We start from the raw sequence: 11,925 nt of genomic DNA, 5'->3' as shown, positions 1-11,925 counted from the left end.
GACAGGCTCATGACATCAGCCGCCAAGCGCAGCCGGGTTGAGCCGCCCGATGTTGCCAAGAAGCTGGCGCAGGAAGGAATTGTTGCTGACCGAGGATTCCGTGACCCGGCGGGAAATCGGCACGACCTGACCGCGCTCCAATCCGAAACGCTCGACGTTGGTGACGACACCGTTGTCGGCAAAACTGATCGCGACGACCTGCCGGTCGATTTCCTCCGGGGCAAGCGGGCCGACGGCGCGGGTGCGCATGCGAACGTAATAGTAGCCACTGTTGGTCAGAACGCCCGAGGACGAGGGCACGCCTACCTTCTCGGCCACGGTGTCGCGCGTATCGGTGCCGACTTCGATCAGTTCGAGGTCTTCCTCGGGGGGGATATAGCCATGGTTGCTGAACCGCGGAGAGCAGCCTGCCGTGGCCAGCACGATTGCAAGAGCGGCCACCTGAAACGCCCGAAGGCCCGCTCGTCTGGTGCTGCGCATCTTGTCTGCCCTCTTGCCCTTGGTACATCTGGCTTTTATTCCGCATACACCATGCAGCCCGTTGTATTCAAGAAACGAAAGCGAACGAGAAATGGCCCGTAACGCCCCAAGCGATACCGCGCTGCGCGTGGCGGATCTGTCCCAGAGTGCCGAACATGCCTTTGCCCTGAAACCCGATGCCGAGGCACTGGCCGAACTGGCGCGGGCGCTCGACGTGACTTCGCTGCGCAAGCTCCGCTTCGAAGGACGGCTCAGGCCGCTGGGCAAAAGCGACTGGATGCTCGAGGGCAAGCTGGGTGCTACGGTCGTGCAGCCGTGCGTGGTCACGCTGGAACCGGTGACGACGCGCATCGACGTGGATGTTACCCGCCGCTACCTGCGCGACTATAAGGATCCCGATGAGCCAGAGGCCGAAATGCCCGAAGACGATACCGCCGAGCCTTTGGGGGCCTGGATCGACCCCGGTCAGGTGATGGAGGAAGCGCTGGCGCTGGCGATCCCTGACTATCCGCGCAAGGACGCGGCTGAACTGGGGCAGATGGTCTATACCAAGCCGGGCGAGGCGCCGATGACAGGCGAGGATGCAAAGCCTTTCGCGGGCCTCGCAGCCTTTAAGGACAAGCTGGAAAAGGACAACGACTGAACCATCCGAACCAGGTTGAAATAACCGCTTGCGGTTCGCGTTTTTCACAGTATTTTGCCGCCCTCATCCCAATTAAGGTTGGACAAGGCACGCGGCTTTGCCTAAAGCGGCGGGACACCCGACCGGGGTAGAACGAAACATGGGGTTTGATGGCCTTGCGGCCCTTGCCCCCCGAACCACGAAGGCACCAGACATGGCTGTCCAGCAGAACAAAGTTTCCAAGTCGCGCCGCAACAACCGCCGCGCGCACGATTCGCTGAGCGCTGCGAACCCAAACGAATGCTCCAACTGTGGGGAGCTGAAGCGCCCGCACCACATCTGTGCGGCCTGCGGCCACTACGACGACAACGAGGTCGTGGCGCTGACGGAAGAAATCGACCTGGAAGACGACGCAGCCTAATTTAGGCGCAGGTTTTCGCAGTGATCATATGGGGCATTCGCACAAGTGACGGCTTTGACCGATCATAACAAAGCGAAGGCCAACGCCCAAAGCGAAGGGCGCACCCTGATATCCGTGGACGCCATGGGGGGTGATAAGGGCCCGGCAGCCGTGGTTGCCGGGTGTTCTTTGTCTGCCAAGGTCAATCCTGACATCGCTTTCGTGCTGCATGGAGACGCCGCGCAGCTCGAACCGCTTGTGGCCAAGACGCCCGAGCTGAACGGGCTCTGCGAAATCCGTCATGCGACGGATGTCGTCACCATGGACGACAAGCCAAGCCACGTTGTGCGCACCGGCAGGGACACCTCCATGTGGTCCGCCATTGAATCCGTGCGCACCGGCGAGGCCGCCGTCGCCGTCTCCTGCGGGAATACCGGCGCGCTCATGGCGCTGTCGATGATACGCCTGCGCAAGCTTGAAGGGGTGAACCGGCCCGCCATCGCGGTGCTTTATCCATCGTCCAATCCGCAGGGTTTCAACGTGATGCTCGACGTGGGTGCCGATGTACGCGCCGATGCCGACGACCTGATGCGCTTTGCCCTGATGGGCATTTCGTACGCGCGCAACGGGATGGACATCAAACGCCCCCGCGTCGGCCTGCTGAACGTGGGCACGGAGGAACACAAGGGCCGGACCGAGCTGAAAGAAGCCTACGACCTGATTCGTGCGCATGAGGACGACGCCGCCTTCGAGTTCGTCGGATTCGTCGAGGGCGGTGACATATCTGGCGACGTGGCGGATGTGATCGTCACCGACGGTTTCACCGGCAACGTCGCGATCAAGACCGGCGAAGGCACGGCAAGCCTGGTGGGCCACCGCCTGCGCGAGGCCTTCAGCTATTCGCTCTGGTCACGCATCGCGTCGGTGCTGGCTTATCCGTCGCTGCAACGCCTGCGGATCAAGATCGACCCCCGCCGCGTGAACGGCGGGGTTTTCCTCGGGCTCAACGGCACCGTGGTCAAATCACACGGGTCGGCGGATGCAACCGGGGTTTCGGCCGCGATCAAGCTGGCCGCCCAGTTGTCGCAGAACCAATTCAATGACAAGCTGGCCGCCCGTGTCGCCGCCACATTACCGGCAGAGGAGAAGGCCGAATGAATATCCGTGCCGTCGTCATAGGCTGCGGCCATTACCTGCCCACGCGCGTGGTCGAGAACGCCGAGTTCGAGAAAACGCTGGACACAAACGATGAGTGGATCCGCAGCCGGTCCGGCATCGAGCGCCGCCATTTCGCCGCCGAGGGGGAGACCACCTCGTCCATGGCGACCGCCGCCGCCCGGGCCGCGCTGGAAGACGCGGGCGTGTCAGTTGATGACGTGGATGCCATCATCCTCGCGACCTCTACCGCCGATCTGACATTCCCTTCGGCCGCGACCATGGTGCAATCACAACTGGGCATGTCCGGCGGCTTTGCCTTCGATGTGCAGGCGGTCTGCGCCGGTTTCGTCTTTGCCCTCAGCAACGCCAACGCGCTCATCGTCTCGGGCCAGGCCAGGCGCGTGCTGGTCATCGGGGCAGAGACCTTCAGTCGGATCATGGACTGGACGGACCGGACGACCTGCGTGCTGTTCGGCGATGGCGCGGGCGCGGTCCTGCTCGAAGCGCAGGACGGCAAGGGGACGCCCGAGGATCGGGGCATCCTCTCGACCGATCTCAATTCCGACGGACGCTACCGCGATCTGCTTTACGTCGACGGCGGCGTCAGCACGGGACAGACCGGCTATCTGCGGATGCAGGGCAACCAGGTGTTCCGCCACGCGGTGGGCAAACTGGCCGATACGGCAACCCGCGCGATGGAACGGGCGGGCGTTCAGCCGACCGACATCGACTGGATCGTGCCGCATCAGGCCAATATCCGCATCATCCAGGGCACCGCGAAAAAGCTCGATCTGCCCATGGATAAGGTGGTCGTCACCGTCCAGGATCACGGCAATACATCGGCGGCATCCATCCCGCTCGCACTCTCGGTCGGACGGGATCGGGGTCAGATCAAGAAGGGCGATCTGATCGTAACCGAAGCCATCGGTGGCGGGCTTGCCTGGGGGGCTGTGGTCCTGCGCTGGTGACCCCCACGGGCTGTGCATAAAGACGCCTGCCCAAGTCATTGATATTGACTCTGAAAATTCGTGCCGTCTAAGGTGTCGCAAAGGTTTTCGGGGGGACGGCATGGCGAACAAGACACTCACACGCATGGACCTGAGCGAAGCGGTGTTCCGCGAAGTCGGCCTGTCACGCAACGAAAGCGCACAACTGGTCGAGTCGGTGTTGGAACATATGTCCGACGCCCTGGTCGCAGGCGAACAGGTCAAGATATCCTCCTTCGGGACGTTCTCGGTCCGGGACAAGACGGCCCGCGTGGGCCGCAACCCCAAGACCGGAGAGGAAGTGCCGATCAACCCGCGCCGGGTGCTCACCTTCCGCCCGTCGCACCTGATGAAAGACCGGGTCGCCGACGGCAACAAGTCCTGATCCGATGGCCAAATCGCCGGACGCCTTCCGCACCATTTCCGAAGTCGCCGACTGGCTCGGTATCCAAGCGCATGTCTTGCGTTTCTGGGAAAGCAAGTTCAGCCAGGTAAAGCCGGTGAAACGCGCGGGCGGGCGTCGGTACTATCGGCCGAACGACATGCTTTTACTGGGCGGAATCAGGAAGTTACTGCACGAGGATGGGCTGACCATCAAGGGTGTCCAGAAGATCCTGCGCGAGGAAGGGATCAGCCATGTGATCGCGCTGTCACCGCCGCTCGATGACCAGACGGAGGTCGAGGAACAAGATGAGACGCCCTTCATCGAAGTTGTCCCCGAGGACACCGAGGAGACAGGGGTCGTCCTGAGATTCGACAGCGGTGCGCCGCAAACGGATACGGAAGAAGAAGAGGACGAAGGCGCGGCGCAATCCGTAACCGCCGCCAAAGCCGCGCAGCCAGAGCCGGAAACCCCGGAAACGGATGACGTTCCTGAACCCCAGGCCGAAGCATCGGGCTCCACCGAAGCCGATGAAAGCGCCGCACGGGCTGGCACCGAGGCCACGCCGGATACGGAAGATACGCCCGCGACCGCCGCGAAACTGCCCGCCTTCCTGCGTCGCCCCATGGCCGAACCTCCCTCGGAGACCGACAACCCGCCGCCCCCTGCGGCCGAGGAGCCGGTTTCAGCGGAGGCGGAACCGGTGGAGCCCGAGGCCCCAGCGCCTCCCAGGCCGCGCAATATTGACATGCCCCCGATCACTCCCGTCGCGGATATCGCGGTCTCTCCCGGCGCATTGACCTTCGCGGCGCGGACCCGCGGATTGACCCGGGCGCAGGCCGAGGAAATCGGCCCGCATCTCGAAAAGCTCACAGCCTTGCGGGACAAGATGGCCGCGCGCCGCAAGCCCGGCGCCCATCCGGGACCAATTGACTGAACCCATGCAAGGCCGGGCACTTCCCTCTTGCACACCTGACAAGATCAGGTATGTAACCGCTCATGTCGGGCTATGGCGCAGCCTGGTAGCGCGTCCGTCTGGGGGACGGAAGGTCGCAGGTTCAAGTCCTGCTAGCCCGACCAACCGACATTCCACAAACGCCCGCCGTCCAAATGGGACGCGGGCGTTTGGCTTTTGCAAAGGATGCCGATCATGCCGGGCGTGATCCCCAACCAACTGATTTCGCAGATGATCGATACCGGCGAGATCACAGCAGACCCGGCGGTAATTGCTGAGCAAATTCAGCCCGCAAGCCTTGATCTGCGTCTTGGCACCGTTGCCTACCGCGTGCGCGCCTCCTTCCTTGCCGGACACGGTGCAAAGGTCGCCGACCGACTACGCGAGTTCGAAATGCACCGGGTCGATCTGACCGGCGGTGCGGTACTGGAAAAAGGCTGCGTCTACGTCGTGCCTTTGATGGAAAGCCTCGCGCTTCCCGACGATATCTCCGCAGTGGCAAACGCCAAGAGCTCCACCGGCAGGCTCGATCTGCTGACTCGCACCATCACCGATGGCGGGGCCGAATTCGACCGGATCGCAGCAGGCTACGAGGGGCCACTCTACGCCGAGATCTGTCCACGCTCTTTCTCGGTGCTGGTACGACCGGGCATGCGGCTCAACCAGATCCGCTTTGGCAAGGGCAATGCCGTGCTGGACGATGCGGCCTTGAAGGCGCTTCACGCGGAGATACCACTGGTCGATGGTGAAGCGGTCATAGATGAGGGCCTCGGCTTTTCCGTCGATTTGCGGCTGCCGGATACGACGCTCGTGGGCTACCGGGCCAAACCGCACACCGGCGTGATCGACCTCGACAATATCGGGCACTACGAACCCGCCGAATACTGGGAAGAAGTGCACACGGCGAACGGCCAGATCATCCTCGATCCCGGCGCCTTCTACATCCTCGTCAGCCGCGAGGCGGTCACGATCCCACCCGGCTATGCCGCCGAGATGGCCCCCTACCTTGCCATGGTGGGCGAATTCCGCGTGCACTATGCCGGGTTCTTCGATCCGGGCTTCGGTCACGCCGCTGCTGGCGGCTCAGGCTCGCGCGGGGTTCTGGAGGTGCGGTGTCACGAGGCGCCTTTCGTGCTTGAACACGGACAGGTCGTCGGGCGGCTGGTTTACGAGCGCATGCTGGAAGAGCCCACGCAGCTCTACGGTGCGGAACTGGCATCGAACTACCAGGGACAGGGCCTGAAGCTGTCCAAGCATTTCAAGAGCTGAGCAAACCTGTCAGAAACGGGTAATCTTGCGCATCGCCTTCATCGACTGTTTCGCCCGCTTCGCCTGCTGGCGCGCGAGCTTCTGCTGACGGCGCTCCTCGCGGCTTATCTGCGGTTCCACCGGATTGCCATTCTCGTCCAACGCATCGGGCGGAAGATCCAGCGTTCGGCGTTGTGCATTCATCTGCCCCATCTTGTCGAAACCGGCATTGATGCCGCGACTGATCAACTGACGCGTCACCTGCCGGATAATCATGTTGATGATCTGGTTCATTGACTGATCCTTCTTGCCTCACGCGGCACCATAGCGAAAATTGAGGCGATTTTCAGGCGGCGGATGCGATCATCCGCATCAATCCTCGAAAAGCTCCGACTGGCCCTCGGTGCTTTCCTCCTCTTCCTCCCCTTCGCCCAAGATCGGCAGCGACCCCGGCGGCGGCCGGTTTTCGAGAAGGCCTGCTGCGCGCAATTCCTTGAGGCCCGGCAGGTCGCGCGCGCTTTCCAGGCCGAAGTGGTCGAGGAAGGGCTGCGTGACAACGAATGTGACCGGGCGGCCCGGGGTCATCTTGCGGCGCCCGAAACGGATCCATTCCAGCTCAAGCAGTTGGTCAACGGTTCCGCGCGACACGGAAACCCCCCGGATTTCCTCGATCTCTGCCCGGGTGACCGGCTGGTGGTAGGCGATGATGGCCAGCGTTTCGATCGCTGCGCGGCTCAGCTTGCGCACCTCGACCGTCTCTTTCTGCATCAGAAATCCAAGGTCAGGTGCGGTGCGCATGGCATAGCCGTCACCCACCTTGACCACCTGCACCCCGCGCCCTTCGTAGCGCTTGCGAAGATGCACGATCGCCTCGCCGGCATCACAGCCGTGTGGCATGCGCGCTTCCAGATCCCTCAACGTAATCGGTTCGGAAGTCGCGAAGAGCACCGCCTCGACCATGCGCTCCTGCTCGGCCATCGGGGGAGCTTCGAACAGGCTTTCTTCTTTTTCTTCAATATCTTCAGCCACGCGGCTCATCCCTTTTCCGCAATTGGATCGGTGCAAAGGTCTCGCTCTGCCTGATTTCCAGATGCCCTTCCTTGACCAGTTCGAGCGAGGCCGCGAAGGTCGATGCCGTGGCCGAGCGGCGCCGGGCCGGATCGGCTTCCCATCCTTCGGGCAGGAAGCTCATCAGATCGCCCCAGTCACCCGCAAAACCGATCAACCCCCGCATCCGCTCCAGCGCCTGCTCCATGGTAAAAACCGCGTCCCGGTCCATCACGAAGGGACGGAAGTCGTCCCGCGTCCTGATCCGCGCGTAGCCCTGCATCAGGTCCAGCAGCGTCGCCGTATAGGTCACGCGGCGAACCCGTTCGACCTCCCGGGTCTGGCCACGGGCAAAGAAGTCGCGGCCCAGTTGGTCACGCGCCATCAGGCGCGCCGCCGCATCGCGCATGGCCTGCAGGCGTTCAAGTTGAAAGGCCAGATGCGCGGCCAGTTCTTCACCGGAGGGGCCCTCCTCCTCGGGGTCAGGCGGCAGCAGAAGGCGGGATTTCAGGAAAGCGAGCCAAGCGGCCATCACGAGGTAATCGGCGGCCAGTTCGAGGCGAAGCGCCTTGGCCTTCTCCACAAAGGCAAGGTACTGGCGGGCAAGCTGCAGCACCGATATCTTTCGCAGATCCACCTTCTGCGTACGGCTCAGCGTCAGCAGCAGGTCCAAAGGCCCCTCGAAGCCGTCCACATCGACGATCAGCGCCTCGGCGGCCAGCCTTTCGGCGACCGAGACGGTGTCTTCCTCGAATGTGGTTTCAGCCATGTCCTGCCTCGCCCAAAAGCGCTTCAAATTCGCGCTCGAGTGCGGGAATGTCAACGTCATCGGGGGGCTGCCGCATCGCCAGAGCCCGCTCGGCACGTGCCTGTGCCATGGGTGTCATGCGACCTGCAGCCTCGGTGACCGCGCGGCGGTCCTTTAGCGGGGCGTTGCAGAAGAGGACCACGTCACAGCCTGCCGCGATGGCAGCACTGGCCTTTTCAGCCGGGCTGCCCGACAGCGCCTTCATCGAGGTGTCATCGGTCATGATGAGGTTGTCAAAGCCTATGTCCTCGCGAATGAGGCGCATCATCCTGGGTGACAGCGTGGCGGGCGCCTCGTCGATCTGGGAAAAGACCAGATGCGCGGTCATGCCCATGGGCATATCCCTCAGCGCCTTGAAGGGGGCGAAGTCGGTCTGGTGCAGTTCCGCCGGGGGGACATCCACGGTCGGCAGCTCGAAATGGGTGTCCTGGGTGGCGCGTCCGTGGCCGGGCATGTGCTTGATCACGGGCAGGACACCGCCTGCGAGCATGGCCTCGCCCACCGCACGGCCAAGGGCGGCGACGGTCCGGGGATCGCTGCCGAGGCAGCGGTTGCGCAGAAAGGGATGAGTTTGCGCGCAAGCCAGATCAAGCGTCGGCGCACAGTTGCTGTCGATGCCGAGGCGGTGCAATTCGTCGGCGATGATCCGGTACATCAGGTAGAGCGCGCGGGAGGCCTCCTTTCCCGCGCGGGCCACCAGATCAAGCGGCGGCAGCCATTCGCGCCAGTGCGGCGCACGCAGGCGCTGAACGCGCCCGCCTTCCTGATCAATCGTGATCACCGCCTCGCGCCCCACCGCGTCACGCATCTCGCTGCACAGCGCATGCACCTGTTCGGGCGTGTCGATATTGCGGGCAAAGAGAATGAAACCGAAAGGGTCGGCCTCACGAAAGAGCTTCTTTTCCTCGGGCGTAAGCCTCAGACCATCTGCATCGATGATCGTGGCGCCAAAGGTCATCAGCGGGTGACCACCGGGATGCAATCCTGGTTTTCGGCGACCAAGGCAGAGCAGAAGCGGCGCGCATCGGCGATATCTTCAAAGCCCATGGCGCGCAGGCGGTAGAAGGTGCGTCCGCCACTGCGGGCCTCCTGCACGATGCGCTTCTTGTCGGCAAGATAGGCATCGAACCGCGTCATCAGCTGATCCCACTGCTGCCGCGCCACCTCGGGGCTGTCAAAGGCGCCAAGCTGCGCCAGCCGCGTGCCCGCAGGCAGGCTGGCCGGATCGACCTCGACGCTTTGCGGCGTTTCGGCTGTCAACGCGGCCTGTGTCACTTCCGCGGGGATGGCAGGACGGATACGGGGCCGGACGGAATGACGAACCCCCGGCGCATCAAGAAGGGCGGCCACCTGCCGTTCAGCGGCACTGACTTCGGCCGCGACGGTCTCGGCCACGGTCGCGACAACCTTCTCCACCTCCGCTTCGGTCTCGGCGATGGGCGCGACACCGGCGGTCAGCTGGGCGACCAGCTCCTCGACGTTTCCGGTCTCCAGTGCCTCAGCGATCTCTGTCTGGTCCACCGGTGCGGGCGCAGCCTGGTCCTGTTGCGCTGTGGCAACCATCGCGGCGGGCGTGACATGGTCGTCCTCGGTCAGATCGAGCGGCTTGGGAGCAAGGATCAGACGGTCGGCAGGTTTCGCCGCAACGCCCTCCGCAGCCACGGCGTTCACCGACAGGCCCTGATGGCGCGCCAGTTCGCCGCCCGGCTCCTCGGGGCGCACGCGCATCTCGCCGCTGGCCGCGCGCACCACTGGGATGCCGCTTACGTCCCGCACCAGCAGTTTGTATCCCCAGATGCCGATCCCGATCACAAGTGCCAGCGACACCAGCGCACCCGAAATATTCGTCAATGTTACCAATTGGTTGGTCGCGGCATTCGGTTGCCGTGTCGGGACGGGATCATAGGAATGCGTCCCCGTCATGGGGGAAGAGGTTAAGTCTGCCATCGTTGCCTCGTCGCCCACCGGGTACATTGCCCTGCGGGTCTGGTCCGGAGTTGCCTGTGTGCGGCGCGGCCCGTGCGTTATCGCATCTCTTGCGCCGGAGTGACCCCGAGAATACCAAGACCCGCCGCAATTACAATCGCCGTGGCCCGCGCAAGCGCGATTTTTGCCTGAGAGGTCGCTGCATCGCCCTCCTGGATGAAGCGCAGCGAGGTGACCTCGTTGCCCTTGTTCCACAGGCCGTGGAAGTCGCCCGCCAGTTCGTAGAGGTAGAAGGCCACGCGGTGCGGCTCGTTCGTGCGCGCGGCGGTTTCGATCAGACGTGGCCATTCGGCAAGCTTGCGCAGCAGCGCCAGTTCCGCCTCGTGATCGAGCAGGCCGAGATCGGCCTTGGCCAGCGTCGCGTCATCTGCGGTGATCCCCGCCTCCTCTGCCTTGCGCAGGACGGAGGCCACGCGGGCGTGGGCGTATTGCACGTAGAACACCGGGTTCTCGCGGCTTTGCTCCAGCACCTTGTCGAAGTCGAAATCGAGCATCGCGTCGTTCTTGCGGGTGAGCATCACAAAACGGGTGACATCCGGGCCCACCTGATCGACCACGTCCCGCAGGGTGACGAAGGTCCCTGCCCGCTTCGACATCTTGAAGGGCTCGCCGTTCTTGAAGAGCTTCACCAGCTGCGTCAGCTTGATGTCGAGCGGCACCTTGCCGTCCGACAGCGCGCTTACGGCGGCCTTCATGCGCTTTACATAGCCGCCGTGATCGGCCCCGAAGACGTCGATCAGCGCATCGAAGCCGCGCTGCACCTTGTCGTAGTGGTAGGCGATGTCGGGGGCGAAATAGGTCCAGGAGCCGTCGGACTTCTTGACCGGACGGTCCACGTCGTCACCGTGGGCGGTGGATTTGAAAAGCGTCTGCTCGCGCGGTTCCCAATCCTCGGGGGTCTTGCCCTTTGGCGGCTCCAGCACGCCTTCGTAGATCAGGCCCTTGCCGCGCAGGTTATCAAGTGCGGCCTCGATCCGTCCGGTGCCGTAGAGGGACTTTTCGGAGAAGAACACGTCCATCTCGACACCGAGGGCCGCAAGGTCTTCGCGGATGAGGTCCATCATCCGATCCGTTGCGAATTCACGAATATCTTCAAGCCAATATTGCTCGCCCTTGTCGAGATACTTGTCCCCCACCTTGGCCTTCAGCGCCTCGCCCACTTCGATCAGGTAGTCACCCGGATAGCTGCCCTCGGGCCAGTCGACGGAGAGGTCATGCGCCTCCTGGTAGCGAAGGTAGACGGAGCGGGCGAGCACATCGACCTGCGCACCGCCATCGTTGATGTAGTATTCGCGGGTCACGTCGTAGCCCGCAAAGTCCAGCAGACTTGCCAGCGCGTCGCCAAAGACCGCGCCGCGCGTGTGACCGACGTGCAGCGGGCCCGTCGGGTTGGCAGAGACGTATTCGACGTTCACCCGCTTGCCCTGCCCCAGGGTCGCCCGGCCGAAATCGGTCCCTTGTGCCAGCACAGCTCCGACGATCCCCTGCCAGACAGATGGCGCAAGCCGCACGTTGAGGAACCCCGGCCCCGCCACTTCGGCGGAGGTGATCCGCGCATCCTGGGCCAGCCGTCCCGCCAGCGCGTCGGCAATGTCACGGGGTTTCATGGCTGCGGGCTTGGCCAGCACCATCGCGGCGTTGGTCGCCATGTCGCCGTGGGCGGCATCGCGGGGCGGTTCGGTGGTGATCGCGTCGGTGTTCAGCCCCTCGGGCAAATCGCCCGCGCGCACCATGTCATCGAGCGTGGCAAGGATCAGGTCGCGGATTTCGGCAAAGATGTTCATGGTGTCTTCCTTTGTTGCTGCCCATGTATCATCTGGTGGGGGGCAGTCAATCAGGCGGCGTAGCCGACC

14 protein-coding genes and 1 tRNA gene are annotated in these 11,925 nt (G+C 63.5%); 8 read left to right on the top strand and 7 right to left on the bottom strand.

The window, feature by feature from the left end:
• Window positions 1-15 precede the first annotated feature (15 nt).
• A complete protein-coding gene (locus AB2B41_RS03785) occupies window positions 16-480 on the bottom strand; it encodes an outer membrane protein assembly factor BamE (RefSeq protein ID WP_367876410.1) in 465 nt (154 codons plus the stop codon).
• 91 nt (window positions 481-571) lie between these two features.
• On the opposite strand from AB2B41_RS03785, the gene AB2B41_RS03780 reads away from it, so the two are divergent.
• The 8 genes from AB2B41_RS03780 (at window position 572) to AB2B41_RS03745 (ending at window position 6,252) form a co-directional block, all read left to right on the top strand.
• Entirely contained in the window at window positions 572-1,123 is a 552-nt protein-coding gene (locus AB2B41_RS03780; protein ID WP_367876409.1) for a YceD family protein, read from the top strand.
• 193 nt (window positions 1,124-1,316) lie between these two features.
• Window positions 1,317-1,523 carry a 50S ribosomal protein L32 gene (rpmF, locus tag AB2B41_RS03775; protein ID WP_367876408.1) on the top strand — a complete coding sequence of 69 codons (207 nt, stop codon included), beginning with the start codon at window positions 1,317-1,319 and terminating at the stop codon, window positions 1,521-1,523.
• A gap of 45 nt (window positions 1,524-1,568) precedes the next feature.
• Window positions 1,569-2,660 carry a phosphate acyltransferase PlsX gene (plsX, locus tag AB2B41_RS03770; RefSeq protein ID WP_367876407.1) on the top strand — a complete coding sequence of 364 codons (1,092 nt, stop codon included), beginning with the start codon at window positions 1,569-1,571 and terminating at the stop codon, window positions 2,658-2,660.
• The gene (locus tag AB2B41_RS03765; protein ID WP_367876406.1) at window positions 2,657-3,628 is read left to right on the top strand and encodes a beta-ketoacyl-ACP synthase III; all 972 of its coding nucleotides are present in this window, start codon (window positions 2,657-2,659) and stop codon (window positions 3,626-3,628) included. The genes plsX and AB2B41_RS03765 overlap by 4 nt, the downstream gene beginning before the upstream one ends.
• A gap of 100 nt (window positions 3,629-3,728) precedes the next feature.
• Window positions 3,729-4,031 (top strand): integration host factor subunit alpha, encoded by a 303-nt coding sequence (gene ihfA, locus AB2B41_RS03760; RefSeq protein ID WP_367876405.1) that lies wholly within the window; start codon window positions 3,729-3,731, stop codon window positions 4,029-4,031.
• Window positions 4,032-4,035: 4 nt separating this feature from the next.
• Window positions 4,036-4,965, top strand: coding sequence for a MerR family transcriptional regulator (locus AB2B41_RS03755; RefSeq protein WP_367876404.1), 930 nt, complete (start codon window positions 4,036-4,038; stop codon window positions 4,963-4,965).
• Window positions 4,966-5,031: 66 nt separating this feature from the next.
• Window positions 5,032-5,108: transfer RNA gene (locus tag AB2B41_RS03750), tRNA-Pro, on the top strand.
• Between the two features lie 70 nt (window positions 5,109-5,178).
• A complete protein-coding gene (locus tag AB2B41_RS03745; protein WP_367876543.1) occupies window positions 5,179-6,252 on the top strand; it encodes a 2'-deoxycytidine 5'-triphosphate deaminase in 1,074 nt (357 codons plus the stop codon).
• Window positions 6,253-6,261: 9 nt separating this feature from the next.
• Here the strand turns inward: AB2B41_RS03745 and AB2B41_RS03740 are convergent, their stop codons facing one another.
• From AB2B41_RS03740 to argS, 6 genes are all read right to left on the bottom strand, one after another.
• Window positions 6,262-6,525 carry a hypothetical protein gene (locus AB2B41_RS03740; protein ID WP_367876403.1) on the bottom strand — a complete coding sequence of 88 codons (264 nt, stop codon included), beginning with the start codon at window positions 6,523-6,525 and terminating at the stop codon, window positions 6,262-6,264.
• A gap of 78 nt (window positions 6,526-6,603) precedes the next feature.
• Window positions 6,604-7,269, bottom strand: coding sequence for an SMC-Scp complex subunit ScpB (gene scpB, locus AB2B41_RS03735; protein WP_367876402.1), 666 nt, complete (start codon window positions 7,267-7,269; stop codon window positions 6,604-6,606).
• On the bottom strand, window positions 7,253-8,047 hold the full coding sequence (locus AB2B41_RS03730; protein WP_367876401.1) for a segregation and condensation protein A: 795 nt from the start codon (window positions 8,045-8,047) through the stop codon (window positions 7,253-7,255). Before AB2B41_RS03730 ends, scpB begins: the two co-directional genes overlap by 17 nt.
• Entirely contained in the window at window positions 8,040-9,044 is a 1,005-nt protein-coding gene (gene nagZ / locus AB2B41_RS03725; protein ID WP_367876400.1) for a beta-N-acetylhexosaminidase, read from the bottom strand. Before nagZ ends, AB2B41_RS03730 begins: the two co-directional genes overlap by 8 nt.
• Complete coding sequence (locus AB2B41_RS03720) at window positions 9,044-9,937, bottom strand: SPOR domain-containing protein (RefSeq protein ID WP_367876399.1); 894 nt, start codon at window positions 9,935-9,937, stop codon at window positions 9,044-9,046. The genes nagZ and AB2B41_RS03720 overlap by 1 nt, the downstream gene beginning before the upstream one ends.
• 173 nt (window positions 9,938-10,110) lie before the next feature.
• On the bottom strand, window positions 10,111-11,856 hold the full coding sequence (gene argS / locus AB2B41_RS03715) for an arginine--tRNA ligase (RefSeq protein WP_367876398.1): 1,746 nt from the start codon (window positions 11,854-11,856) through the stop codon (window positions 10,111-10,113).
• Between the last annotated feature and the right edge of the window lie 69 nt (window positions 11,857-11,925).

Origin of the sequence: Sulfitobacter sediminis (assembly GCF_040811725.1) — a bacterium.
Classification (GTDB): Bacteria; Pseudomonadota; Alphaproteobacteria; order Rhodobacterales; family Rhodobacteraceae; genus Sulfitobacter; species Sulfitobacter sediminis.
This window is presented reverse-complemented; position numbering and strand designations above follow the sequence as displayed.

Bases quoted from the DNA above. Each gene is read 5' to 3' on its own strand.
- argS (WP_367876398.1), bottom strand. From the start codon at position 11,856: ATGAACATCTTTGCCGAAATCCGCGACCTGATCCTTGCCACGCTCGAT.
- ihfA (WP_367876405.1), top strand. From the start codon at position 3,729: ATGGCGAACAAGACACTCACACGCATGGACCTGAGCGAAGCGGTGTTC.
- AB2B41_RS03765 (WP_367876406.1), top strand. From the start codon at position 2,657: ATGAATATCCGTGCCGTCGTCATAGGCTGCGGCCATTACCTGCCCACG.
- rpmF (WP_367876408.1), top strand. From the start codon at position 1,317: ATGGCTGTCCAGCAGAACAAAGTTTCCAAGTCGCGCCGCAACAACCGC.
- AB2B41_RS03745 (WP_367876543.1), top strand. From the start codon at position 5,179: ATGCCGGGCGTGATCCCCAACCAACTGATTTCGCAGATGATCGATACC.
- scpB (WP_367876402.1), bottom strand. From the start codon at position 7,269: ATGAGCCGCGTGGCTGAAGATATTGAAGAAAAAGAAGAAAGCCTGTTC.
- AB2B41_RS03780 (WP_367876409.1), top strand. From the start codon at position 572: ATGGCCCGTAACGCCCCAAGCGATACCGCGCTGCGCGTGGCGGATCTG.
- AB2B41_RS03755 (WP_367876404.1), top strand. From the start codon at position 4,036: ATGGCCAAATCGCCGGACGCCTTCCGCACCATTTCCGAAGTCGCCGAC.
- nagZ (WP_367876400.1), bottom strand. From the start codon at position 9,044: ATGACCTTTGGCGCCACGATCATCGATGCAGATGGTCTGAGGCTTACG.
- AB2B41_RS03740 (WP_367876403.1), bottom strand. From the start codon at position 6,525: ATGAACCAGATCATCAACATGATTATCCGGCAGGTGACGCGTCAGTTG.
- AB2B41_RS03730 (WP_367876401.1), bottom strand. From the start codon at position 8,047: ATGGCTGAAACCACATTCGAGGAAGACACCGTCTCGGTCGCCGAAAGG.
- AB2B41_RS03785 (WP_367876410.1), bottom strand. From the start codon at position 480: ATGCGCAGCACCAGACGAGCGGGCCTTCGGGCGTTTCAGGTGGCCGCT.